Raw genomic sequence first — 25,125 nt, forward strand, 5'->3', positions numbered from 1 at the left:
GGACGCAAGGACGCGCCTGCGCCGGACGATGACGAGCTTGAGGAGATTGATGACGCGGCAGGAACGGGTGTCCCGGCGCCTACTCGGCGTCGAACAGCGACGCGGCTTTCCCGCTGCCGGTGGCGTCGCCAAAGCCAGTCTCGACCTTGCTCGCGCGCAACGCTGGAGCTGTCGAGGGCGTGACGCTGACGACGGCGGCGGGCGTAGCAGCCGCGGCCGGGGCCTTGGCCGCGACAACCGCCGGAGCCCACGCATCTGGCGCGGGGCCGGCCGGCGTCATCGGCTTGGCGTCGAGCTTGACCATCTTTTTCAGGAACGACGTGTTGGCCTGGGCCTGCGCAGCCTCGAGATCGACAGACGCGATTTTCGTCGCCTCATCATACTTGCCCTGCAGGCCGAGAACCAAAGCGAGGTTCTGGCGCACCTTGGCGTTCTCGTTGCCGCCTGCGGACGCCTGGCGCAGGAGCTGCTCGCCACGCTCCGGCTCCCCGCTCATCGTATAGGCGAGCGCGAGGTTGTTGAGCACCGACGGATGCCCCGGGTTCAAAGCCTGCGCACGTTCGTAGAATGTGATCGCTTCGCGGTAGCTGCCTTCCTTGGCAACGACGGTGCCGCGCGCCATGATGATGCGCCAGTCCGGGTTGGTCGGATCGTCGGCCACGGCCAACAGCTTCTTCGCAACGCCGATTTGGTCGAGTTCGAGGGCCAGGCGGCCGTAATCCGCCGCCAGCTTTTTGTCCGAACCGTGAATGATGGACGCCTGCTGAAGCACGGCCATCGCCTCGCGCTTCTGCCCCGTCACGCGAAGGTTCTGCGCGTAGGCCAGCGCGGCATCGAGATCACGAGGGTTCTTGCCGTATTCCTTGCCCCAGTATTCGGTCGCCTGCAGCGGATCCGAAGGCTGCTGGGCGGCTGCGGGCTGGGCCGTTTCAGGAGCCAGGGCGGAGAACAGTCCCCCACTTTCGTCACCACCCACCTGGGCGCACGCACCGAGCATCAGGCAGGCCGACAGGGCCGCAATGACACCGACGGAGCGAACGGGCTTCGGCATCGCGAAGCGCACGTCGAGGTCGGCCATTGGTTTCTCCCACTGATCGCATGACATGAAGGTGCTGGCACCCTCTCCCGTCACTTTCCGATACAGCAGTCAACAAAGCCTTAACCGTCGGCGTTAGGCGGCCGTCTCCTGGCGCGCGCCGTCCGACCATTCGGCCATAGCGGGAAGCGCAAACACAGCGTCGATGTAGGCGGCGGCCGTCCCGTCGTCACCGAACGGCGCGAGATCCCGAATGTACGTCTTGAACCGCGATGCCACCGGCGCGTACATCGCATCCGCAATCGTGAAGTGCGAAAAGAGGAACGGACCGCTGCCGCCGAACTTCTGGCGGCACTCCGTCCAGATGTCGACGATCCGCCGGATGTTGACCTGCACCGGGTCGATGAGATCATCCTTCGGCTCCCGCGCCAGAAGCTTCATCGGGCAATGCTCGCGCAGCGCCTGAAACCCGGAATGCATCTCCGCGCTGACCGACCGGGCCAGCGCCCGCGCCTCGATATTGGACGGCCACAGCGCCATTTCGGGATGCTGCTCGGCCAGATATTCGAGGATGGCGAGGCTGTCCCAGATCATGGTGTCGCCGGCCCACAGCACCGGAACCTTGCCGGCCCTTGAATGAGCCAGAATCTGATCCTTCATATCGGGAGCGCGGAGATTGATCCGGATCTCCGTGAAGTCGATGGCGGCCTCTTTCATCGCGAGCCACGGCCGCAGGCTCCAGCTGGACGTATTCTTGTTGCCGATGACCAACCGGTACCCATCCGCCATGAACGAAGCCCCCTTGCGATTATGCTGCCGTGCGTGTGTAAGGATATTGCCCCATTCCGCAAGGTGACGCCAAGCGACCAAAATTCGCCGCCGTCGTTACGAAATTCCAGAGACCAGACCCATCCATGACCGAACCGACCGCCGCAGCGCCCACGCTCTCTCCCTCCGACGTGTTCGCCCCGCATGATACGCAAGACCCGAGCACGCCCATCTGGCTGGTGTCGGACGCCACGCCGCTGTCCGCAATTGCGGACATCGACGCCACGGCCAACCGTTGGCTCGAAGGCGCGCGGTTCACGAGTGCTGCCCGCAAGCAGGCCGTGTTCCCGGGCCGCGGAGGCGCGCTGGCCGGCGTCGTGCTCGGCCAAGGCAACGGCGCGGCCGGCGATCCGTGCGGGCCGTCGGAGCTGCTGCTGGGCCAGTTGCCCAATACCCTTCCGGCGGGCCTCTACCATATCGCGCGCGACACGGCGCAACCGGAGCTGGCGGCGATCGCCTGGGGTCTCGGGGCCTATCGGTTCCGCCGTTACAAAACCCAAGGTGGCGCCGAGCCCCCGCCGGCGCGCCTCAAGCTTCCGGCCGGTTTGGAGTATCAGGCCATTGTCGATCAGGTCGGCGCCGTCTGGAAAGGCCGCGATCTGATCAACACGCCCGCGTCGGACCTCGGGCCGGAGGAATTGGAAACCGCGGTCGCGGCCCTTGCCCGCGCGCACGGCGCCAGCATCCACACCATCGTCGGCGACGACCTGCTCGCCAACGGCTTCCGCATGATCCACGCCGTCGGCCGCGCACATCCGCGCAAGCCCCGCCTGATCGACGTCCGCTGGCAGCGCCCGGGCGGCCGGGCCGACGCACCGGCTGTCACGCTGGTCGGCAAAGGCATCACGTTCGACACCGGCGGCCTCGACATCAAGCCAGCCTCCGCCATGCTGCTGATGAAAAAGGACATGGGCGGCGCGGCCGCGGCACTCACTCTCGCCGAGCTCATCATGAGCCGTGGCCTCGACGTGCGTCTGAGGTTGCTGATCGCCGCCGCCGAAAACAGCATCGCGGGCGACGCCTTCCGGCCCGGCGACGTGCTGACGAGCCGCTCCGGCAAAACCGTCGAGATCGGCAATACCGATGCCGAAGGCCGCCTCGTGCTCGCGGACGCCCTCTCGCTTGCAGATGAGGAGAGCCCCGACACGCTGATCACGTTCGCGACCCTGACCGGCGCGGCGCGCGTCGCCCTCGGCCCCGATCTCCCCGCATTCTTCACCGACGATGAGGCCTTCGCCGCGTCTGTCTCGCAGCACGGCTTGGCCACGGGCGATCCTGTCTGGCGGCTGCCGTTCTGGCCGGGCTATGAACGCCATCTCGACAGCGAGATCGCTGACATGAACAACGTCTACGAATCGCCGTTCGCTGGCGCCATCACGGCCGCGCTGTTTCTCAAGCGCTTCGTCAAGAACGCGCGCCGTTTTGCGCACTTCGACCTCTACGGCTGGCGTCCGGCCCCACGCCCTCTCGGGCCGAAAGGCGGCGAGCCCCACACGGCCCGCGCCCTCTTCTCGATGCTCACCAAAGAAGCCCAGGCATGACGAACGACGCTCGAAATAACGACGCACGAAACAGCGACGTCCGAAAGGATACGGCGGCCGCGCTCGGGGGACGCGCAGCACCCGCGCAGCTCGATGCCCGCCGCCACGTGTTCCGCGACGATCTCGCGGCGCTGTCGCTGCGCGGCCAAGTCGTTTCGCCGCGCTATTCCGCGGGCTCCGTCCGCCAGGTGGCGCGTCCCGTCGTGCCCTTGCGCCGCGAGCCCGATCCGAACCTCGGCCTCGAAACCGAGGCGCTCTTCGGAGAGCTGGTGAAAGTGTACGACGAGGCCGAAGGCTGGGCCTGGATCCAGCTTCAACGCGACCGCTATGTCGGCTACGTGCCCTCCGCCGCGCTGACGACCGAAATTCTTTCGACCACGCATCGTGTCACATCGCTCGGCACGTTCGTCTACCCGGCCGCCGACATCAAGACGCCGCCGATCATGCATCTCCCCCTCAACGCCGAGGTCCGCGTCGTCGATTGGAGCGAAAAGTTCTGCCGTCTCGAGCGCGGCGGCTTCGTCGTGACGCGCCACCTCAGCGAACGCGATCGGTTCGAGCGCGACTTTGTCGACATTGCCGAACGTCTCATCGGTTCGCCGTATCTGTGGGGCGGGCGCACGCGCATCGGCATCGACTGCTCGGGTCTGGTCCAGGTGTCGATGGAGGCGGCCGGCCGCCCCTGCCCGCGCGATACCGACATGCAAGCGGCCGAACTGGGTGAAGCCGTGCCGATCCAGCCGGAGCTGGAAAATCTCGTGCGCGGCGACCTCGTTTTCTGGAAAGGCCACGTCGGCGTCATGTCGGACGGCGTCATGCTCGTGCACGCCAATGCCCATCACATGGCCGTCGCGGCGGAAACGCTGCCCGAGGCCGCGGAGCGCATCGCGCGCGCCAACGACGGGTCTCCTATCGTCGCCATCCGCAGGCTGAAATCGACCGGAACGGAAGCCAAGTCCCCCGCTCCGGACGCTTAGAGTGCTTCCGGAAAAGTGGGAACCGGTTTTCCGATAAGAAGCACGATAAAGCAAAGGGCTAGAGTCTTTCCGCGATCCAACCAAAATCGGAAAGACTCTAGGCGCGCGGGAGAATGACCCGTCCGTTTCAGATGCGGCGGTACGGGAGAAAGTGGCGGTCGCGCCGCTCGGATTCCTCGTCCGGCTCGGGACCATTGCGCCAGACCAGCCCCGTCCCCAGCGGGACCATGGTCTCCACGCCCGTCTCGATGCCCGTTGCGCAGCTCACCCAGCGGCGCTGGACGACGCCGCCATCGGTGATGCGTTCGAGCAGCGCCACGATCTGATCGAGTGAGCCAAGCGCGCGGTCGGTGTAGGTCTCGCCCGCGATAAGGATGTCGAAACGGCCGCTCGGCTGCAGCGTGATCGCCACGGGGCACGCCGTCACCACGCTGGGCACGATACTGAGCGTCCAGCCGTCACCTGGCCCGTCGCTCTCGATCACGCGCGCCACATCCTTGATCGTCGGCGCCCAATAGCGCAGCTGCTCGATCGTGGCGGATACCGGCGTCGATGCGAAATCGTTCGGCATACTCACTCAGGGACCAGGGGGGGGCGGAACGGGCTCAACATGTCCCAAAAGCCGACGGCCCTCAAGGAGAGAACGCTCTCAATAAGAGAACGACGGATTTCAAGACGAGAACGAGACCCGCAGGGCTTACAGCGTTCAGCCCGCAACGGCGGCGCGGTGGGCCACCTTGAGATCGAACGCGGCAGCCAGCAGGGCTTTCGTGTATTCGGCCTTCGGCGCGGTGAAAATTTCTTCCGCCGGCCCTTCCTCGACGGCGCGACCGTTACGCATCACGATCACATAGTTGCAAAGCGCGCGCACGACCTTGAGATCGTGGCTGATGAAAACATAGGCAAGGTTGCGCTTCGCCTGCAGCTCCCGGAGGAGATCTACGATCTGCGCCTGCACGCTCATGTCGAGCGCGCTGGTCGGCTCGTCGAGCACGATGAACTTCGGCTCGAGAGCCATCGCGCGCGCGATGGCGATGCGCTGGCGCTGGCCGCCCGAGAACTCGTGCGGATAACGGTCGAGGGCTTTCGGGTCGAGCCCGACGTCGCGGAGCGCGCGCGCGGCCTGCTCCCGGCGCTGTTCGCTGGTCCATTCCGGCTTCTGGATCAGCAGCCCTTCCTCGATGATCTCGAAAATCGACAGCCTGGGCGACAGCGACCCGTACGGATCCTGGAAAACGACCTGCATCTCTCGGCGGTAAGGCCGCATTTCGCGCGACGACAGTCCGTCGATCCGTTTGCCCATGTAGACGATCGGGCCCGTCGACGAGATCAGACGGAGCAAAGCCAGACCCAGCGTCGTCTTGCCGGAACCGGATTCTCCGACCACACCGACAGTTTGCCCCGCAAAGATCTTGATCGAAAGCCCATCGACCGCCTTGATGTGATCGACGGTGCGCTGGAGCAGTCCCCGCTTGATGGGGAACCACACCTTGAGATCCTGTGTCTCCGCCACAACCGGCGCGGAGGCATCGAACAGCGGCGGCTCGCCTTTCGGCTCGGCGGCGATGAGGTGGCGCGTGTAGGGATGCTTCGGCGCTTCGAACAGCTGCTCCGTCGGCTGCTCCTCGACGATCGCGCCGTTCTGCATCACGTAGACGCGCTCCGCCATCCGCCGCACGATGCCGAGATCGTGCGTGATGAGCAGCATCGCCATACCCATTTCCCGCTGCAGGTTGCGCAGAAGTTCGAGGATCTGGGCCTGGATGGTCACGTCGAGTGCCGTCGTCGGCTCGTCGGCAATCAGCAGATCCGGCTCGTTCGCCAGCGCCATCGCGATCATCACGCGCTGACGCTGACCGCCGGACAGCTGATGGGGAAACGCCTCGAGGCGCTTTTCCGGCTCGGGAATGCCGACCTTGGTCAGCAACTCAAGGACGCGCTGGCGCACCGCGGGCCCCTTGAGACCGCGATGAAGGATCAACGTCTCGCTCACCTGCCGCTCGATCGTGTGCAGCGGGTTGAGCGACGTCATCGGCTCCTGGAAAATCATCGCGATCCGTTCGCCGCGGATGCGCTTGAGATCGGACTCCGGAGCGTTGAGAATATCCTTCCCGTCGAGATAAATATGACCGCTGGGATGCGATGCCGCCGGATAGGGCAGCAAGCGCAGGATCGAGAGCGCGGACACCGACTTGCCGCTGCCCGACTCGCCGACCAGCGCGACCGTCTCACCCTTTTTGATATTGAACGACACGCCGTTGACCGCCGTTGTCGTCACACCGCTGGAGCGGAACGCGACCGACAGGTTCTTGACGTTGATCAGCACCTCTTTGGCCATCGGTCCCGCGCTCCTCACGCAAAGGTCTTGCGCGGGTCGAGCGCGTCGCGCACCGCTTCGAAGATGAAGATCAACAGCGACAGCATGATCGCGATCGAGAAGAACGCCGACATGCCGAGCCACGGCGCACCGAGATCGCCCTTACCTTGCAGCAGCAGCTCACCCAGCGAGGGCGAGCCGGGCGGCAGGCCGAGGCCGAGGAAGTCGAGCGAGGTCAGCGTCGTGATCGAGCTCGAGAGCTGGAACGGCATGAACGTCAACGCCGCCACCATGGCGTTCGGCAGCACGTGCTTTCGCATGATGGTCCTGTCCGGCAGGCCCAGGGCACGCGCCGCGCGCACGTACTCGAAGTTGCGCGCACGCAGGAATTCCGCGCGCACGACACCGACGAGCGACGTCCATTGGAAGGCGAGCAGAACGAACAGCAGCGTCCAGAACCCGGGCACGAGCACGGCCGCGATGATGATCAGCACGTAGAGCGTCGGGATGTTGCCCCAGATTTCGAGAAAGCGCTGCATGACGAGATCGAGCCAGCCGCCGTAGTAGCCCTGCACGGCGCCAGCCGCAACGCCGACGATGCTCGAAAGGACCGTCAGGATGAGACCGAACAGAACCGATATTCGGAACCCGTAGATCACGCGCGCGAGCACGTCCCGGCCCTGATTGTCGAGCCCCAGCCAGTTCCAGTTTCCGATCGCATTGTAGCGCGCGAGCTGATCGGGCGGCGCATCGCAGAGCTTGGCCTGGGCCGCCCATTGCGGGGGCGCCGGATACCCGAGCCCGCCCTGGTGCTGCACGCCGTCGCGAAGGATCGTGCAGTTGCCCTCGCCGTCCGCGCGGTTGGGATAGTCTTTGTTGATGGTGTCGTAGGAATACCGGATCGGCGGCCACAGCATCCAGCCGTTCGCCTCGATCTCGTCGATGATCGTGGGATCGCGATAGTCGGTGACGGCCAGGAAGCCGCCGAACTTCGATTCCGGATAATCGACCAGCACGGGGTAGAGCGTTTCGCCCTTGTAGTGGGCGATCAGCGGCCTGTCGTTGGCGAGCAGCTCTGCAAACATCATCACGAAGCAGAGCCCGAGAAAGATCAGGAAGCTCCAATAGCCGCGGCGGTTGGCCTTGAAGTTGGCCCAGCGCCGCTCGTTGATGGGTGTCAGCGTGACGCTCGGCCGCAGCCGCGCAAACAGCGGCGGCCGCACCGCATCCGTCACGGCCACTTCCGGCACGTCGCCTTCCTTCGGAGCACCGCCATCGTTCGGAACGTCGTCGCGTCGCGCATCCACGGCTCAGACCTCCCGGCTTTCGAAGTCGATGCGTGGATCGACGAGCGTGTAGATGAAATCGGTGATGACGTTCACGACCAGGCCCATCAGCGCAAAGATGTAGAGCGTGGCGAACACCACGGCATAGTCCCTCTTGATCGCGGATTCGAAGCCCAGCAGGCCCAACCCGTCGAGCGAGAAGATCGTCTCGATCAGCAGCGAGCCCGAGAAGAAGGCCCCAATGAACGTTGCCGGAAAGCCGGCGATGATGATCAGCATCGCGTTGCGGAACACGTGCCCGTACAGCACCTCCCGCTCGCCGAGCCCCTTCGACCGTGCGGTCGTGACGTACTGTTTGCGGATCTCGTCGAGAAAGCTGTTCTTGGTCAGGAACGCCATCGTCGTGAACGAGCCGATCGCCATGGCGATGATCGGCAGCGTCAAATGCCAGAAATAGTCGACCACCTTGCCGAACAGCGAAAGGCTCTCGAAGTCGTCCGATGTCAGCCCGCGTGAGGGAAACCACTGGAAGAAGGACGAGCCCGCGAAAACGATCAGCAGCAGCACTGCGATCAGGAAGCCCGGCACGGCATAACCGATGACCAGGATTGTGCTCGTCCAGGTGTCGAACGGCTCGCCGTCGCGCACCGCCTTGCGGATGCCGAGCGGGATCGAGATGAAGTACGTGATCAGCGTCATCCACAGCCCGAGCGAGATCGAAACCGGCATCTTCTCCTTGATCAGCTCGATCACGGAAACGTCGCGGAAATAGCTCTTGCCGAAATCGAACGTCAGGTAGTTTTTCATCATCAGCAGGAAGCGCTCGGGCGCCGGCTTGTCGAAGCCGAACTGCTTTTCGAGGCTCTTGATGAACTCGGGATCCAGACCCTGCGCGCCGCGATATTTCGAGGTGATGCTGTCGCCCGCGCCTTGGCCGAGCTGGCTCTGGTTGCCGCCGCCGAGCGTATCGCGTCCGCCGCCACCCAGCCGCTCCGAGGTCGAGACGTCGCTGCCCGTCAGCTTGGCGATCATCTGCTCGACCGGGCCGCCCGGCGCGAACTGGATGATGACAAAGCTGATCAGCATGATCCCGAGCATGGTCGGGATGATGAGCAGCATGCGTTTCAGCAGATAGGCAGCCATTGTTCGATCTCGTCCCCTTACGCTGCAAGCGCCGAAAGTTGCGCCGCAAGCGCCTCAAACGCCCGCCGCGAGGCTCGTTCTACCGTTGCGACAGCGCTTTCGCCTTCGCACTGTCATACCACCACGTTTCGACCGCCCCCCGCGCATATTTGGGTTTGACGTCCGGCCAGCCGAACTTGTTCCAGAACGCCAGGTTGTGCGCGCCCTTGTACCACTGCGGCACCCAGTAATGTCCGGCCCGCAGCAGCCGGTCCGCCGCCCGGGTGGCCGCCCGAAGCTCATCGCGCGACTTCGCGCCTACGATCTTGTCGATCAGCGCATCGAGCACCGGATCGGCGATGCCGGCCAGGTTGAAGCTGCCGTTGGTGGCCGCGGCCTGAGAGCCCCAGAACGTCTTGAGCTCGACGCCCGGAGTGAGCCGCAAGGCGTAACGCTGCGTCGTAAGGTCGAAATCGAATTCCTTCATGCGCTGTTCGTACTGCGCGGAGTCCACCCGGCGCATCGAAGCGTCGATGCCGATCGCCTTCAGGTTCTTGAGGTAAGGCCCAATGATCCGCTCGAAACTCGGACTGTCGAGCAGAATCTCAACCGTTAGCGTTTCGCCTTTCGCGTTTTTCCAGCCCGCGGGCGTCTGCGTCCAGCCGGCATCCGTCAGCAGCTTGGTCGCCTGCCGAAGCTGCGGCCGGATGTTGCCGCTGCCGTCCGTGACCGGTGGCGAAACGGCAGGCCCGAACACGGCCGGTGGAAGCTTGTCGCGGAACGGCTCCAGCAACGCCAGTTCCTCGGGCGACGGCGGCCCCTCGGCCTTCATGTCCGAATTTTCGAAGTAGCTCGCCGTGCGCGCATAGAGGCCGAAGAAGAGGTTCTTGTTGCTCCACTCGAAATCGAACGCGAGGCCGAGCGCCTCGCGAACGCGCACGTCCTTGAACTTCTCGCGGCGCGTATTGATGAAGAAGCCTTGCGCGCCCGACGGCCGCTCGTCCGGCAGCGTCTGCAGAAGCACGCGGCCATCTTTCACGGGCTGCTTGTCGTACCCGGTCGCCCAATCCTTGGACGTGAACTCCTCGCGCAGGTCGAAATTGCCAGCCAGCAGGTTTTCGAGCTCAAGCGTCCGGTCGCGGTAGTACTCGAAACGCACTTCGTCGAAATTGTTCTGCCCGCGATTGACCGGCAGGTCGCGGCCCCAATAGTCGTCACGACGCAGATAGCTGACGAACGTGCCCGCTTTGAACGCGCCGACCTTGTACGGCCCGGAGCCGAGCGGCGCTTCCAGAGACGTCTTGTCGAAGTCGTGCGCCGTGTAATAGGCCTTCGACAGGATCGGCAGCGTCGCGACAGTGATCGGCAGATCGCGCACCAGCGTGCCGGTGAAGGTATAGCGGACCGTGTGCGGGTCGATCGCTTGCGCCGCGCTCACGTCGCGGAGCGGAAAGGCGAACGCGGGATGCCCCTTGGCCTTCAGCGTTTCGAACGAGAACACGACATCGTCGGCGGTGATCGCGCTTCCATCCGAGAATTTCGCCTCCGGCCGAAGCTTGAATACGACGGACATCTTGTCGTCCGCGACGTCGGCCGTTTCGGCCACCAGCGCATAGACTGCGTCCGGCTCGTCCTCCGCCCGCGCCATCAGGCTGTCGAACGTGAGGTTCATCCCCTGCGCGGCGTCGCCCTTGAGGATGTAGGCGTTGAAGCTGTCGAAGCTCGTCAGCCCCGCCGTGCCGATCTGCGAGACGCGCCCGCCTTTCGGCGCTTGCGGGTTGACGTAGTCGAAGTTCTGGAAGTCGGCGGGATACTTGAGATCGCCGAAAATCGAGAGCCCATGACGCGGCTCGGCGGCTAACGGGGAAGAGAAGGCGGCAGCAGCCACAACGGCCGCCATCGCCATCTGGGCCATCGGGCCGAAACCCGTGATTGCAGCCGGCAGAAAGCGGCGCGCCATCATGAGCTCAGTTCCCGCGAACGGACTGAAGCGATTTCTGCTTCATCGGATCGACCCACCAGATCTGGGTGAATGCCGACGTCTGCGACGGCAGCTTTTCCGGACGCCCGAAGATATCCCACGTCGCGATCCATTCGTTCGGATTGTACCACTGCGGCACGAGATAATGCCCCCACAGCAGCACGCGGTCCAACGCGCGCGTGGTGGCCACCAGTTCGGCGCGATCCTTGGCGACGACGAGTTCTTCGATCAGCTTGTCGACGACCGGGCTCTTGATGCCGATGGTGTTGCGGCTGCCGTCCTGGCCCGCCGCCGCCGAGCCCCAGAAGTCGCGCTGCTCGTTGCCCGGCGACATCGATTGCGGGAAGCTGTCGATGACGATGTCATAGTCGAAGCTCATCTCGCGCCGCTCGTACTGCGCCGGGTCGACCACGCGCGTGCTGGCTTTGATGCCGATCAGTGCGAGATTGGACGCATAGTGCGCGATGTGCCGCTGGAACGCCTCGGAGCCGATCAGGAACTCGACTGTGAACGGCTCGCCCTTGTCGTTGCGCAGCACGGTTTCCGTTTTCGGCGCTCCGATCCCGATCGCGCGCCCGGCCTTGCACAGCATGCCGCACGACGGATCGTCCACCATTTCCTGGCGCACTTCCCAGCCCGCTTCCTTCATCAGGCGCATGGCTTCGGCAAGATTCGCGCGCGTATCCTCACGCGAGGCGAAGACGGGGTTCTTCCACTCCTTGGTGAACACCTCGGGCGGCAGGTCCTTTTCGAACGGCTTCAGGATCTCGAGTTCGCGGCCCTCGGGCAGCCCCTTGGCGGCAAGCTCGGAGTTGTCGAAATAGCTCGCCACGCGCGTGTACTGGCCGAACAGGACGCTCTTGTTGAGGTCTTCGAAGTTGAAGGCATAGTTGAAGGCTTGCCGGACGCGCGGATCCTGGAACTTGGGCCGGCGCGTGTTGAAGATAAAGCCCTGCATCTGCGCGACGCCCTTCGTCGGCAGCGATTCCTTTTTCACCCAGCCCTTCTTGATGGCGTCGAACCCGAACTGCGTCGCCCACGCACTCGCGGTGTTCTCGCGCCAGAAATCCGCGCGGCCCGACTTGAAGTCCTCGAACGCCGCGACCCGGTCGCGGAAATACTGGAACCGGAGTTCACCGAAGTTCCACTTGCCGATCGAGACCGGCAGATCCTTCGCCCAGTAGTCGGGCACGCGCTCGAGCGAAATACGGCTGCCGGGATCGAAGCTCTTGACCTTGTAAGGGCCGGACCCAACCGGAATTTCGAGCGTCGTCTTGGTGAGGTCGCGCGGTTCTCCGTTCGCGCCCTTGCCTTCCCAGAAATGCTTCGGCAGCACGGGAAGCTGCCCGAGGATCTGCGGCAGCTCGCGATTGCCCTTGATATCGAACGTGAAGGTGACCTCGTTCTCGCCGGACTTCTCGGCCTTGACGACGTTCTTGTAATAACGGGCGTACATCGGATGCGCCTTCTTCAGCGCATCGAGGCTGAAGATCACGTCGTCGGCCGTGATGGGCGTGCCGTCATGAAAGCGCGCCTCTGGGCGCAGCCCGAACGTCGCGGACGAGAAATCGGCGGGGAACGATACCCACTCCGCGACGAGTCCGTATTCTGTCGATTCCTCATCCGGGCTGCCGGCCATCAGCGAGTCGTAGATCATGCCGACGCCGGTTGCGGTGACGCCCTTGATCGAGAACGGATTGAGCGAGTCGAAAGTGCCTTCGATCGAGAAGCGCACGACGCCGCCTTTCGGCGCATCCGGGTTGACCCAGTCGAAATGTTTGAAGTCGGGGCCGAAGCGCGGCTCGCCGATCAGCGAAAGCGCATGATGACGAACGGGAGCGGTCGCGGCTGGAGCCGCCGCCGGGGCCTCGGCGGCCGGCGCTGGAGCGGCGGGGGCAGGAGGAGCTGCGGCAGCGGGCGGTTCTGGAGCGGCGGCGCCGGGGGCTGGCTCAGCCGGGGCGCCGGCATCCTGGGCCACTGCGCCGGAGAGAACCGCGCCGGAGAACAGAGTGGCTGCGGCCACCGCCGTCAGAACGTTTACGAAGCGCGCCGAACGAAGGTGGAATGCGAAGTCCGCTGCCATCATCAAGTGTGTCCCGTGCGATTTGAGTTGATCGCGAGCCGAGCAGAAAACGAATGGCCCGCGCACGGCCACCGCGGGAAAAGCGGCGGCGCCGAAAGTCGAAGTCCTAGCATGCCTTGTGCCGCCTTCGGATTAAAGATCGGCAAGATGCACGCCTCTGGGCCAGTGCGACGGGCATCGTATGACGCCCAAACGCCCTCGCGCCGCGACGGCGGAACCGGCGGCGAAAAGCGCTTCAGCTTCAACGGCTGAGAGGGAGACCTAGGGCAGCGGCTTCGGCGAATCCGACAGGGTACGGAGAAAAGCGATCAGGTTGGCCAGTTCGTCCGGGTCGGCAACGCCGGCAAACAGCATTTTGGTGCCCGGGATGGCCGCCTTGGGTCCATGGATGAACGCCGCGAGCTCGGCGTAACCCCAGGGGGTGCCCTTCTTGGCCTTCATCGCTTCGGAGTAACCAGGGAAATCGTCTTTACCGGCATGATCGCGGCCGACGATGTTCCAGAGGTTCGGACCGGCCTTGTTCCCCGACGTGGCGTCGGCCGTATGACAGGCCAGACACTTCTTGAACGTTCCCTGCGCCTCTTCGGGCTTCGCGGTGGCCAGCTTGGCGACCACGGCGGCTGGGTCGAATGCGGCGGCGGCGGGAGCGCCTTCACCGGCGGGAGCGGCGGTTTCGGCGGCGACGGGAAGCGTGTAGCCGGCCTTGGACTCTGCGGCGTGGTGATGGCTCTGTCGCGCCATATCGATCGCAGTCTTGGGAGCGAAAATTAGGAGGAGAGCCGCCAGCACGCCGCCAGCAACCTTGGTCAATTCAAACGAATCCATCATCTCTTCACCCTTGATGCGCGGATGGCCCACTCCGCCGCGCGAATCCAAGACTCGAATTACCTAGCAGCAGACCCTAATCTCCACCAGCGCGTGCCGCCGGGAACCCGCCGTCCGGAGCGGGATAATCCCCCGGATCGGACTCTCGACGCACGCCCGGCGGGCAGGCACCTACAAGTACCCGCTCGGCCTTGCAACGAGACACCTCGTCAGTCTACAGCTCTGGCAGGCGAAAACCGCATCGAACATCCGGCTGGAACGCCTTCGGAGAATAGTGAATCTGCTCGGCCGATACATGGGGCCAAGTGTCCCGCCAACAAGTGTCCCGCCAAGAAGCGCCCCGCTCCGACAAGAAGAGCCCCGCTAAGAAGTGTCGGCGAAACACGGGGCCTGTAGCTAAACCAAGGGTTTCGCCAGACAACAGATTGATATCTCTACGCTCCCGGGAAGCGGCGGATCAAAGACGCGTCCCATCGGCTCCCGTTTACGACAGAGAAGAAAACGTATGACGAAAACCCTGATCATCATTCCCGCCCGCATGTCCTCGACCCGCCTGCCCAACAAGCCGATGGCGGACATCGAGGGGGAACCGATGATCGTCCACGTCTGGCGCCGCGCTCATGACGCGGGCATGGGCCGTGTTGTCGTTGCAGCCGACGCGGAGGAGATCTGCCACGCCGTCCGCGCCGCCGGCGGCGAGGCCCTCATGACCCGGCCTGATCACGTCTCCGGCTCCGACCGCATTTTCGAGGCCTTGAACCGGGTCGACCCCGACGCCGAAGCCGACATCGTCGTCAACCTTCAAGGCGACCTGCCGACCATCGAGCCCAGTCTCATCCGCGAATGCGCGTCCGTACTGGCCACCAAGGGCCCCGACATCGGCACCCTCGCCGCCGAAATTCGCGACCCGGACGAACGCACCAATCCCAACGTGGTAAAGGTCGTCGGCACGCCGCTGCCCCAGGCGGACCGTTTGCGCGCGCTCTATTTCACGCGCGCCACCGCACCCCACGGCGACGGTCCGCTGTTTCACCATATCGGCCTCTACGCCTACCGCCGCACGGCCCTCGAGCGGTTCGTGTCCCTCAAGGCGTCGTACCTCGAAACGCGCGAGCGTCTGGAGCAACTCCGCGCCCTGGAGGACGGCATGCGCATCGACGTGGTCGTCGTTGACACTGTTCCCCTCGGTGTCGATACTCCCGCCGACCTCGAACGGGCCCGCCAATTCATCAGAAAGGCGCGCCGGACGAGTTCGCTCTGACCGCCCATCCGTCGCGCAATGTTCCTATATGAGCCCGGTCGCGGCCGGCAGGCGTCGCGCTCGCCCTCTGTCCTGTGATCTCGAACCCCGGCACCGTCATGACCACCACGCCCACGGCCACGCGCATCGCATATCAGGGAGAGCCGGGCGCAAACTCGCACCTCGCCTGCACCGAAGCCTTCCCGGATGCGGAGGCCGTGGCCTATCCGACGTTCGAGGACGCGCTTGCGGCGGTCAAGACCGGCGACACGCACTTCGCGATGATCCCGATCGAGAATTCGGTCGCGGGCCGCGTCGCCGACATCCATCACCTGCTGCCGGGCGCCAACCTCTACATCGTCGGCGAACACTTCCTTCGCGTGCGCCATCAGCTGATGGCCATCAAGGGCGCCGACATCAAATCGATCAAAAAGGCGCTGAGCCACACGCAGGCGCTCGGCCAGTGCCGCAAAACGCTGCGCGATCTCGGCATCGCGCCCGTGCCCGAAGCCGACACCGCCGGCTCCGCGCGTATCGTCAGCGAGAGCCGCGACCCGGCCCTGGCGGCGATTGCGTCCACGCTCGCGGCTGAGATCTACGGGCTCGAGATCCTGCGGTCCGACATCGAGGACGAAGCGCACAACACCACGCGCTTCATCGTGCTCGCCAAGGACCCCGACGACGCCGAGCCCGAGGACGGCCCCGTCATCACCACATTCCTGTTCCGCGTGCGCAACGTGCCGGCCGCGCTCTACAAGGCGCTCGGCGGATTCGCCACCAACGGCGTCAACATGATGAAACTGGAGAGCTACCAGCTCGAAGGCACGTTCAACGCCACCATGTTCCACGCCGACATCCAAGGCCACCCGGCCGAGCGGTCCGTGCAATTGGCGCTGGAGGAGCTGTCGTTCTTCTCGACCGAACTGCGCATCCTCGGCACTTATCTGGCGAGCCCCTACCGCGAGGAGGCGGCCCGGGCCGCGGCGCCTCCCACCGGCACGAACGGCAACCACGGCTGAGGACCGCTCATGAGGCTCGCCGGCAAAGTTGCGATCGTGACGGGCGCCGGTTCAGGCTTCGGACGCGGCATCGCTGAGGCGTTCGCGGAAGAAGGCGCCAAAGTCATCGTCGCCGACGTGCACGCCACGCGCGCAGCCGAGGTTGCGGCGGGCATCGGCTCGCAGGCCGTTCCCGTCACCGTGGACGTGACGGTCAGATCGCATGTCGAGCAGATGATGCGCGCCGCCATGAGCGCGTTCGGCGGCATCGACATCCTGGTCAACAATGCCGGCACCACGCACAAGAACCAGTCGCTCATGACGGTGACGGAAGAAGAATTCGATCGCATCTACGCCGTCAACGTGAAGTCGATCTACCTCACCACGCTGGCCGTCGTGCCGGAGATGGAGAAGCGAGGCGGTGGCTCGATCATCAACACGGCGTCCACCGCCGGCCTGCGGCCGCGCCCCGGCCTCACCTGGTACAACGGCAGCAAAGGCGCGGTCATCACGCTGACGAAGTCGATGGCGGTCGAGCTCGCCCCGCGCAACATTCGCGTCAACGCCATCAATCCGGTCATTGGCGAGACCGGCATGCTGGAAGACTTCATGGGCGCCCCGGACACGGCCGAGAACCGGGCGCGCTTCCTGGCCGGCATCCCGCTCGGGCGCATGTCGAAGCCGTCCGACATCGCCAACGCGGCTCTCTTCCTCGCCGACCCCGCCTCGCACTTCGTGACCGGCGTCGCCATCGAGGTCGACGGCGGCCGCTGCATCTAGAGCAATTTCCGATCTGACGGAATCGGCAAGAGGACTTAGGTGACTGGATCCTGGCCTCCGCCAGGATGACGTGGGGAATGAGCGGTCCGTAGCGACCAATAAATCCGTCACCCTGACGAAGGTCAGGGCCCAGTCACGCCTCAAGCTATGCTCATTGAGCGGACTAGCGCGAAGCCGTGTGATCGGAAAATGCTCTAGGCTCCCTCTCCCCATTGTCTGCACTTCAATGGGGAGAGGGTCATGGCGGAGCCATGCATCCGGCGTGGGGTGAGCGGCAGCGCTCACATCTTCAGCGCGCCACCGCGGATCTGGTAGAGCGTCAGTGCCGTCGCGACCGCGAGGTTGAGACTGTCCAGCCGCCCCGCCATCGGGATCTTGACGAGCCGCGAGCACGAGCGCGTCAGGCTCTCGGAAAGCCCCGGCCCTTCGCTGCCCATCATGAGGAGAACCGGACCCTGATAGACCGCGCGGCGGAAATCCTCGCGGGCTTCGAGATGCGTGCCGACCACGTCCCCACGCCAGTTCGCGCGCCACGCCAGGAACTCTTCGCGCGTCGTCCGGACGAGCGGCACCGCGAACACCGACCCCATCGTCGCCCGCACGGCCTCGCGCGAGTAGGGATCGCAGGAATTGCCGATCAGGATAATGCCCTGTGCGCCGACCGCATCCACCGTGCGGATGATCGTCCCGAGGTTGCCGGGATCGCGGACTTCTTCGAGCGCGAGCCAGCAGTCGTCCTTCCCGGCCGTTGCCGGCAGGCTGGCCCAGCGCTGCTTGAACACACCGAGCATCGTCTGCGGATTGTCCTTGGCCGAAAGCTTGGCAAGCACGCCTTCCGACACTTCGAGCACATCCGCGCCCGCCTCAAGCGCCCAGCCGACCAGCGACCGCGGCGTCGGACTGTTGATCCCATCGGCCTGATAGACGAGGCTGGTGGGCTCGAAGCCCGCCTCGCGCGCCGTGACGAGGATCGATGCGCCCTCGACCACGAAAAGCCCCGTCTCCTTGCGCTCCTTGCGCATCTCGAGCGCCCGGATGGCCTTCACCCTGTCGTTCGTCAAGCTCGTGATGACGCGTGGTGACTGGCTTGTCATGAGGTCCACCGCACGAAGAGCGACGTCGGAACCGACGCTCCGCCGCCGTGCGCTTCAATCGCCAGCTCACCGGCTGACAGCCGCCCGCCCCGATCCGCAAGCACATCCGCCATCAGTTGCTCGAATGCGAGCGCCGACGCGCGGATCGCATAGACCGTCAGCACCATCGCCGACCGCTCCGGCGCCAACAGTTGCACCGCGTTCCGCAACAGCGACGGCAAGCCCTCGAACAGATCCCACACTTCGCCGTCCGGCCCGCGTCCGAACTTGGGCGGGTCGATCAGGATCGCATGATAGGTTTTGCCGCGCCGCACCTCGCGCGCCACGAACTTTGCCGCATCGTCCACGATCCAGCGAATGGGCGCGGCTCCGAGACCCGAATCCGCCTGATTGTCCTTCGCCCACTGCACGGCCTTCTTGGACGCATCGACATGCGTGACCTCCGCGCCGGCCTTTGCCGCCAGCAGCGAGGCCGCACCCGTGTAGGCAAACAGGTTGAGCACGCGCGGACGCTCCGCCGTGATCGGGCGGATCTCGTCGAGCGCCCACGTCCAATGCGGAAACTGTTCTGGAAAAAGACCGAGGTGCCAGAGGCCCTGGAGCCGGCAGCTCACCGTCACATCCCCCACGCGCACGGGCCAGCTCTCCGGCACGCGCTTGTCATGACGCCACTTGCCCTTTTCGTCGTCGTCGGCGGAGGCTGAGAAAACGGCATGTGCCTTTTCCCAGTCGCTGGCACCGAGGCGGCGGCTCCACAACGCCTGTGGCTCCGGCCGATCGACGACGACGGCGCCAAAGCGCTCGAGCTTGCGACCCTCGCCGCTGTCAAGCAGCGCGTAGTCCGATGGTCCGGGCGTGCGGATGAGTTCCAGGCCAGCCATGCGCTGCAACGGTTTCGCCCGTTCCGCGGCCCTTGTCCCGGCCGTCTTGTCCGCGTTCGAAGCCATGCGCGCGTCCCGTGCCCAAAAAATCTGAAGGGAGAATAATCTGAAGAGAAACGCGCCTCAACGCGCCGGCTGATGGTGGTTTGCCCGCTCGACGATGTCCAGGATCGCCGCGCCGGGCGTCTCCCGCGGCAATAACAAGAAATCGGCGGCGTGCTTGAGCGCGCCATCGAGCTGACGGTGAAATTCATCCCGGTCCACCTCGACCGTTCCGAACTGGCGCAGGTGGTCCGTAACGAACTGCGTATCGAGGAGCGTGAACCCGCCTGCCAGCAGCCGCCCGGCCAAATGCACCAGCGCCACCTTGGACGCGTCGCGCGCATACGAGAACATGCTCTCGCCGAAAAACGCGCCTCCCAGCGCCACACCGTAGAGCCCGCCGACGAGCCGCTCCCCATCCCATACTTCCACGGTATGGCAATGGCCGAGGCGGAACAGCTCCTGGTAGAGCAGCCGGATGCGCGAATTGATCCATGTCGAGCGCCGCCCCGCCCGCTCCGCCGCGCATCCCTCGATCACCCCGTCGTAGTTCGTGTCGATGGACACGCGATAGGTCTCGTTGCGCACCGTCCGCGCCAAACGCCGGGGCACATGGATTGTGGTCAGCGGCAGAATCCCGCGATGCTGCGGCTCGATCCAATAGAGCGCCGGATCATCCGCGCTTTCGGCCATGGGAAAGATGCCGCAACTATAGGCCTTGAGAAGGACCTGCGGCGTAATCTCGATCATGATGTCGTCGCGCGACGCCATCACCGGAAGCTCCCACCTTGCCGCACCAAACGTAACGGTCTTGAGCCGATCGCTCGAAACGCGGCGCCCCCGCGATTTTGCGAGAGCTTAACCAGCCTCCGCACGGGAGACGGATCACAAGTTCGCACAGCCCACGCGGAATTCAATACCGGGCGGGCGTAACTGCCCCAGGTTAGACGTTGGTCTTGCCGAGGTACTTTTCGAGCCAGTGGATGTCGTAAAGGCCGTTCGCGATGTCGGGCTGTCGAATGAGCTCGTTGAACAGCGGAATGGTCGTCTCGATGCCGTCGATAACGAATTCGGAGAGCGCACGCCTCAGCCGCATCAGGCATTCGTTGCGGTTCTTGCCGTGCACGATCAGCTTGCCGATCAAGCTGTCGTAGAACGGCGGGATGCGGTAGCCCTGGTAAACGCCGCTGTCGACGCGCACGCCGAGCCCGCCCGGCGGATGCCAGTAGGTGATCTGCCCGGGCGACGGACGGAAGGTCCGCGGGTTTTCCGCGTTGATGCGGCATTCGATGGCGTGACCGGAGAACGTGACGTCCTCCTGCGTGAAACTGAGGTTGGCGCCCGATGCGACGCGGATCTGCTCCAGCACGAGATCGATGCCGGTCACTGCCTCGGTCACGGGATGCTCGACCTGGAGCCGCGTATTCATCTCGATGAAATAGAATTCGTTGTCCTCGAAGAGGAACTCGACCGTTCCCGCGCCGCGGTACTTGATCTTCTTCATCGCGTTGGCGACGACCTCGCCGATCTTCTTGCGCGATGCCGCATTGAGCGCAGGCGACGGGCTTTCCTCGAGGATCTTCTGGTGGCGGCGCTGCAGCGAACAGTCGCGCTCGCCGAGATGGACGGCATTGCCGCGGCCGTCGCCGAACACCTGGATTTCGATGTGGCGGGGCTTGGTGAGATACTTCTCAAGGTAGACGGAATCGTTGCCGAACGCGGCCTTCGCTTCTTGACGCGCCGTCGACCACGCGAGCCCGAGGTCAGCGGCCGTGTGGGCGACCTTCATGCCGCGTCCGCCGCCGCCCGCAGTCGCCTTGATGAGAACTGGAAAGCCCATCTCCTTGGCGACCTTCATCGCCTCGGCTTCGGTTGCAACCTCGCCATCGGAGCCCGGGACGCAAGGAATGCCGAGCTTCCGGGCGGTCTCCTTTGCCGTGATCTTGTCGCCCATGATCCGGATGTGCTCGGAGGTCGGGCCGATGAAGGTGATCGAATGCTCTTCGAGGATTTCTGCGAAGCGCGCATTCTCCGACAGGAAACCGTAGCCGGGGTGGACCGCATCCGCGCCCGTGATCTCGCACGCCGCCAGCAGCCTCGGGATATTGAGGTAGCTGTCGCTGGCGGGAGGGGACCCGATGCAGACGCTCTCGTCCGCAAGCCTCACATGCATCGCGTCGGCGTCGGCGGTGGAATGAACCGCAACGGTGGCAATGCCGAGTTCCTTGCACGCCCGCTGGATGCGCAGCGCGATCTCGCCTCGGTTAGCGATCAGAACCTTATCGAACATACTTTGTTTGGGCATCGGGCAAACGGCAGCGGGCAGCGGTCGAAATGTCGATCCTGTTGCCTGTTGCCCGTTGCCTGCTGCCCATCTCCCTTATTCAATGATCACGAGAGGCTCGCCGAATTCCACCGGCTGGCCGTTTTCGACCATAACAGCCGTCACGGTACCCGAGCGGGGTGCCGGAATCTGGTTCATGGTCTTCATGGCTTCGATGATGAGCAGGGTATCGCCCTGCTGCACGCGCGTACCCACTTCCACGAACGGCGGCGCCTTGGGATCTGGCGACCGGTAGGCCGTGCCGACCATCGGCGACTTGACGGCGCCCGGATGCTTGCTCGGATCGGCAGCCGCGGCAGGACCGCTCGGTGCCGCGACCGGACCGGAAGGAGCGAAGGGCGTCGGAGCCGGCGGCACGGCGGCCGCAATGGTGACCGTACGGGCCACCCGGACCTTCAGCCCGCTCTTCTCGATTTCGATTTCGGACAGCCCGGTATCGTTCAGAAGCTGTGCAAGCTCGCGAATGAGCTGCTGCTCGCCACTCGGTTTGTCGGCGTCGTGCTTGGCCGTCATGCGCTCGAGCCCTTTCCCTTTCGGTTTCTTGTCGTTGCCTTGCGATTTCTGTTTCACGATGCCGCCACCAGCTCGGCCATCGCATCCAGGGCGAGTTCATAGCCCTGAACACCGAATCCGCAAATAACGCCTTTTGCGGCTGCGGAGACATAGGAATGATGGCGGAAGCTCTCCCGGCGGAAGATGTTCGAAAGATGGACCTCGATCACGGGCAGCTCGGCCGCCGACAGGGCATCGAGCACGCCGATCGAGGTGTGCGTGAGCGAGCCGGCGTTGAGGATGATCCCGGAGGCCGCGCCGCGTGCGTCCTGGATCCACCCGATCAACTCGCCCTCGTGATTGGTCTGCCGGAAATCGATCGAAAGCCCGAGCTGGCCGGCGCGCGCCTGGGCCCGCGCACGCACGTCATCCAGCGTGTCGCGGCCATAGATTTCGGGCTCGCGCGTGCCGAGCATGTTGAGGTTCGGGCCGTTGAGAATAAATACCGGTTTGGCCATGGACACGAGCGGGGCTGACACGAGAGGGGGCTGACGATGTCGGGAGCGACCTTGCCCCGCGAATCACGATCCGCGAGCGTAGGCTCTCCCGGCGCCGGGGAAGCCTGACAAGGTCCTGAGCAGCTTTACCGCACCCGCGAAGGGACGCCAAGCCAAACGTTACGGGGAGGCCCGCCCCAAGGGACGAGCCTGACCCGGCCGGCTTGCATCAGCAGTATTTACAGCCCGCTTTCCGCATGTCCGCGACATGGGCTTCGAGCACGTTGAAAAGGTCTTCCGGGGCGCCCTGGACCGCACGGTCTCCGATGAGAAAGTGAGGCGTGCCGTTGATCGCGAGCTTCTGCGCCAAGTCCTTGACCCGGTCGAGCTCGGCCTGGATGTCGGGGGAAGTCATGTCCGCCTTGAGCTTGGTCATATCGAGGCCGGCCTTCTCGGCAACCTTGAGCGCGGTGGCCTCGTTGACCTTGCCCCCGCTCGAGAGAATGCCGCTGTGCACCTCCCAGTATTTACCCTGCTTGCGGGCCGCCAGCGCGACCCGAGACGCGTGGACCGAGTCGTCGCCAAGAATTGGGAATTCGGCGAACACCACGCGGACAGTCTTGTCGGACTCGACCAGCTTCTGGATTTCGCTGAAGCCGCGGCGGCAATAGCCGCAGTTGTAGTCGAAGAACTCGACGATGGTGATGTCGCCGTCGGGATTTCCAGCCACTGGCGCGTTCGGCGAGCGATAGATGTCCTTGGCGTGCTCGGCGACGAGCGCCTTCGTCTTTGCAGCGTCCTGCTCGGCCGCCTTGGTTTCGAGCGCGGTCTGCACCTCGAGCAGGATCTCCGGATTTTTCATCAGGTAGTCTTTGACGATCCCCTCGATCGCGAGCTTCTGATCGGCTGAGAACGTCGTCGTAGTGCCGGCGGCCGCTTGCGCGGGCGCTCCCGGCTCGGCGTGGCCGCCGTCACCGGTCAGCACGAACCACAGCCCGGCGAGAATGAGCAGCGGCGCGGCGACGACCGCAGCAATGCTGATTGCGGGAGGCCGGCGTGTTTTGTCGTTGTCGAGCTGTGTCAATTGAAACTCCATGAGTGCGATACGAAGCCGGCGTGCCGGCTCCGATGAATTTCGATCAAGCCCCGATCAGGTCTGGGGCTTGTAGTTGATGATATCGTCCGCCTTGACCCAATCCGGTGATCCGGCCTTGAGGCCCGCCTGAGCGCGCTTCGCGAACTCCTGCGACATTTTTAAGGAGCCAGCATAGAAGAGGCCCTGCGCACGCGCGAGTTCGGCTTGCGGCATAAGCCCCTTGTCGTAATAGGCCTGCCCGAGCGTGTTGTAGGCGGTGGCATTGTCCGGCTCTTTCAGCACGGCTTTGCGAAGCAGTCCGATGGCCTCGTCCGCGACCCGCGGATCCTTGGTTTGCAGCAGCGACTGCGCCAGCTGAACCCCGACGAGCGGCGCATCGCCTTTATGAAGTTGCAGCGACTTCCGGAGCGGTGCGATGGCCTCCTGCGCGCGGCCGGCCTTCTGCAGGAAGTCTCCCTTTACCTCCCAGAAATAGGGATTGTTGGGCCGATCGCGGATCAACGCGTCGATGCCCGCGAGAGCCGTTTCCAGTCCGCCGCCGCCCTGCCGGAACGACGCGATCGAGCGCGCATAGCGCGCCGGAATGCTGGTGTCCGAGGCTTGATAGCGGTTGAAGACGACCGACGGCGGCTCGATGTAGCCCGACAGCTTCGCCCGGATCATGTCGTGGCGAAACTGAAGTTCAGGCGGGTCTGTATTTTTGAAGTAGGGGCTCGTTTCGACGAGCTGGCGCAACCGCGCCAAGCGATCCACCGCCACGGGATGGGTCCGGGCGAAAGCGTCCTTGTGCGCATCCGAAAACAGCTCCTGGCCGGCGAACCGCTCGAACGTGGCGAGCATGCCGCGGCCCGACTGCTGGGTTGCGTTGAGATACTGCAGCCCGGCCTGGTCGGCCGCCGATTCCTGTGACCGGCGCTCGGCCGTGAGGCCGCGCATGATGAGTTCGTTGCCACCCATCATGACGCCCTGGCCGGCGCTACCGATTTCGCGCCCGCTGTCGCCACCGGACACCGCGCCGCCGATCATGGCGCCGATGCCGAGCAACTGCACAAGCAGCGCACGGGTCTGGTCCTTCGCGATGCGCGACCGGAGCGCGGCCATGTGGCCACCGGCGATGTGTCCCGCCTCGTGCGCGAGCACGCCGATCACCTCGTTGGGTGTGTTGGCCTGCATCAGCGTGCCGGTGTGCATGAACACATTGCGCCCGTCGATGACGAACGCATTGAACGCCTCGTTGTTGACGATACGAACCGTCACGCGCCCGGTTCCGAGGCCCGCCGCACGGAAAATACTCTGCGAGTAGTCGTTCAGCAGCAGCTCGATCTCGGTATCGCGGATCAGGGGCAACCCCTGCGCGCGCGCCGACGCGGCGGGAAAGAGTCCCATCAGGACTCCCGCCACGAGCACTGTGCCGAGGATCGCGCGCAAACCGTTTCTCATGTTCGAATGGCTCATGACTGTTGGATCGCACGGCGGCGTGAGCCGCCCCAAGTGTAACTGCGGGTACCGGACACCGTTTCACGCCGGGTAAATGGGCATAGGGCGTGGATCAAGGCAAGACCGCTAAGACACGGAGTTGAGCGCGCAAAACCCAGCCGTTGGCGCAGTGCGCTTCGCGCGACGGAAACACTGCGCCCCGTGCGACGCAAACCGATGCATTCGGCT

The 25,125-nt window shown here is 64.6% G+C and carries 22 protein-coding genes; 5 read left to right on the top strand and 17 right to left on the bottom strand.

The annotated features are described in order from the left end of the window. Positions 1-79 precede the first annotated feature (79 nt). Both ACTIFK_RS06410 and ACTIFK_RS06415 read right to left on the bottom strand, forming a co-directional pair. Positions 80-1,078: a tetratricopeptide repeat protein gene (locus ACTIFK_RS06410; protein ID WP_439542224.1), complete on the bottom strand. Its 999-nt coding sequence runs from the start codon at positions 1,076-1,078 to the stop codon at positions 80-82. A gap of 93 nt (positions 1,079-1,171) precedes the next feature. After that, positions 1,172-1,825 (bottom strand): glutathione S-transferase family protein, encoded by a 654-nt coding sequence (locus ACTIFK_RS06415; protein WP_439542225.1) that lies wholly within the window; start codon positions 1,823-1,825, stop codon positions 1,172-1,174. Positions 1,826-1,950: 125 nt separating this feature from the next. On the opposite strand from ACTIFK_RS06415, the gene ACTIFK_RS06420 reads away from it, so the two are divergent. Beyond that, positions 1,951-3,405, top strand: a complete 1,455-nt coding sequence (locus ACTIFK_RS06420) for a leucyl aminopeptidase family protein (protein ID WP_439542226.1) — start codon at positions 1,951-1,953, stop codon at positions 3,403-3,405. Continuing rightward, positions 3,402-4,382, top strand: a complete 981-nt coding sequence (locus ACTIFK_RS06425; protein ID WP_439542227.1) for a C40 family peptidase — start codon at positions 3,402-3,404, stop codon at positions 4,380-4,382. The genes ACTIFK_RS06420 and ACTIFK_RS06425 overlap by 4 nt, the downstream gene beginning before the upstream one ends. 127 nt (positions 4,383-4,509) lie before the next feature. On the opposite strand, the gene ACTIFK_RS06430 is transcribed toward ACTIFK_RS06425, so the two are convergent. From ACTIFK_RS06430 to ACTIFK_RS06460, 7 genes are all read right to left on the bottom strand, one after another. Beyond that, on the bottom strand, positions 4,510-4,953 hold the full coding sequence (locus ACTIFK_RS06430; RefSeq protein WP_439542228.1) for a hypothetical protein: 444 nt from the start codon (positions 4,951-4,953) through the stop codon (positions 4,510-4,512). 135 nt (positions 4,954-5,088) lie between these two features. Then, on the bottom strand, positions 5,089-6,720 hold the full coding sequence (locus tag ACTIFK_RS06435; RefSeq protein ID WP_439542229.1) for an ABC transporter ATP-binding protein: 1,632 nt from the start codon (positions 6,718-6,720) through the stop codon (positions 5,089-5,091). Between the two features lie 14 nt (positions 6,721-6,734). Continuing rightward, a complete protein-coding gene (locus ACTIFK_RS06440; protein WP_439542451.1) occupies positions 6,735-7,940 on the bottom strand; it encodes an ABC transporter permease in 1,206 nt (401 codons plus the stop codon). A gap of 69 nt (positions 7,941-8,009) precedes the next feature. Beyond that, on the bottom strand, positions 8,010-9,128 hold the full coding sequence (locus tag ACTIFK_RS06445) for a microcin C ABC transporter permease YejB (protein WP_439542230.1): 1,119 nt from the start codon (positions 9,126-9,128) through the stop codon (positions 8,010-8,012). Between the two features lie 79 nt (positions 9,129-9,207). Beyond that, entirely contained in the window at positions 9,208-11,070 is a 1,863-nt protein-coding gene (locus ACTIFK_RS06450) for an extracellular solute-binding protein (protein ID WP_439542231.1), read from the bottom strand. 4 nt (positions 11,071-11,074) lie between these two features. Continuing rightward, on the bottom strand, positions 11,075-13,174 hold the full coding sequence (locus ACTIFK_RS06455; protein ID WP_439542232.1) for an extracellular solute-binding protein: 2,100 nt from the start codon (positions 13,172-13,174) through the stop codon (positions 11,075-11,077). 258 nt (positions 13,175-13,432) lie between these two features. Then, positions 13,433-14,047: a c-type cytochrome gene (locus ACTIFK_RS06460; protein ID WP_439542233.1), complete on the bottom strand. Its 615-nt coding sequence runs from the start codon at positions 14,045-14,047 to the stop codon at positions 13,433-13,435. A gap of 454 nt (positions 14,048-14,501) precedes the next feature. Between ACTIFK_RS06460 and ACTIFK_RS06465 the strand changes: the two genes are divergently transcribed. From ACTIFK_RS06465 to ACTIFK_RS06475, 3 genes are all read left to right on the top strand, one after another. Continuing rightward, the gene (locus tag ACTIFK_RS06465; protein ID WP_439542234.1) at positions 14,502-15,257 is read left to right on the top strand and encodes a 3-deoxy-manno-octulosonate cytidylyltransferase; all 756 of its coding nucleotides are present in this window, start codon (positions 14,502-14,504) and stop codon (positions 15,255-15,257) included. A gap of 98 nt (positions 15,258-15,355) precedes the next feature. Further along, complete coding sequence (locus ACTIFK_RS06470) at positions 15,356-16,255, top strand: prephenate dehydratase (protein ID WP_439542235.1); 900 nt, start codon at positions 15,356-15,358, stop codon at positions 16,253-16,255. Between the two features lie 9 nt (positions 16,256-16,264). Continuing rightward, entirely contained in the window at positions 16,265-17,014 is a 750-nt protein-coding gene (locus ACTIFK_RS06475; RefSeq protein ID WP_439542236.1) for an SDR family oxidoreductase, read from the top strand. Positions 17,015-17,295: 281 nt separating this feature from the next. Here ACTIFK_RS06475 and ACTIFK_RS06480 read toward each other — a convergent pair whose 3' ends face one another. From ACTIFK_RS06480 to ACTIFK_RS06515, 8 genes are all read right to left on the bottom strand, one after another. Next, on the bottom strand, positions 17,296-18,108 hold the full coding sequence (locus tag ACTIFK_RS06480) for a TrmH family RNA methyltransferase (RefSeq protein ID WP_439542237.1): 813 nt from the start codon (positions 18,106-18,108) through the stop codon (positions 17,296-17,298). Further along, positions 18,105-19,055 carry a class I SAM-dependent methyltransferase gene (locus ACTIFK_RS06485; protein WP_439542238.1) on the bottom strand — a complete coding sequence of 317 codons (951 nt, stop codon included), beginning with the start codon at positions 19,053-19,055 and terminating at the stop codon, positions 18,105-18,107. The genes ACTIFK_RS06480 and ACTIFK_RS06485 overlap by 4 nt, the downstream gene beginning before the upstream one ends. Positions 19,056-19,112: 57 nt before the next feature. Then, positions 19,113-19,802: a leucyl/phenylalanyl-tRNA--protein transferase gene (aat, locus tag ACTIFK_RS06490; RefSeq protein ID WP_439542239.1), complete on the bottom strand. Its 690-nt coding sequence runs from the start codon at positions 19,800-19,802 to the stop codon at positions 19,113-19,115. Between the two features lie 172 nt (positions 19,803-19,974). Then, a complete protein-coding gene (accC, locus tag ACTIFK_RS06495) occupies positions 19,975-21,321 on the bottom strand; it encodes an acetyl-CoA carboxylase biotin carboxylase subunit (RefSeq protein WP_439542240.1) in 1,347 nt (448 codons plus the stop codon). Positions 21,322-21,411: 90 nt separating this feature from the next. After that, positions 21,412-21,888 (bottom strand): acetyl-CoA carboxylase biotin carboxyl carrier protein, encoded by a 477-nt coding sequence (accB, locus tag ACTIFK_RS06500; protein WP_439542452.1) that lies wholly within the window; start codon positions 21,886-21,888, stop codon positions 21,412-21,414. Positions 21,889-21,941: 53 nt separating this feature from the next. Next, positions 21,942-22,385 carry a type II 3-dehydroquinate dehydratase gene (gene aroQ / locus ACTIFK_RS06505; protein ID WP_439542241.1) on the bottom strand — a complete coding sequence of 148 codons (444 nt, stop codon included), beginning with the start codon at positions 22,383-22,385 and terminating at the stop codon, positions 21,942-21,944. Positions 22,386-22,593: 208 nt separating this feature from the next. Further along, positions 22,594-23,448, bottom strand: coding sequence for a DsbA family protein (locus ACTIFK_RS06510; protein ID WP_439542242.1), 855 nt, complete (start codon positions 23,446-23,448; stop codon positions 22,594-22,596). Between the two features lie 66 nt (positions 23,449-23,514). Next, the gene (locus ACTIFK_RS06515; RefSeq protein WP_439542243.1) at positions 23,515-24,900 is read right to left on the bottom strand and encodes a M48 family metalloprotease; all 1,386 of its coding nucleotides are present in this window, start codon (positions 24,898-24,900) and stop codon (positions 23,515-23,517) included. Between the last annotated feature and the right edge of the window lie 225 nt (positions 24,901-25,125).

The sequence above is a fragment of the Hyphomicrobium sp. genome, from assembly GCF_051860585.1.
Classification (GTDB): Bacteria; Pseudomonadota; Alphaproteobacteria; order Rhizobiales; family Hyphomicrobiaceae; genus Hyphomicrobium_C.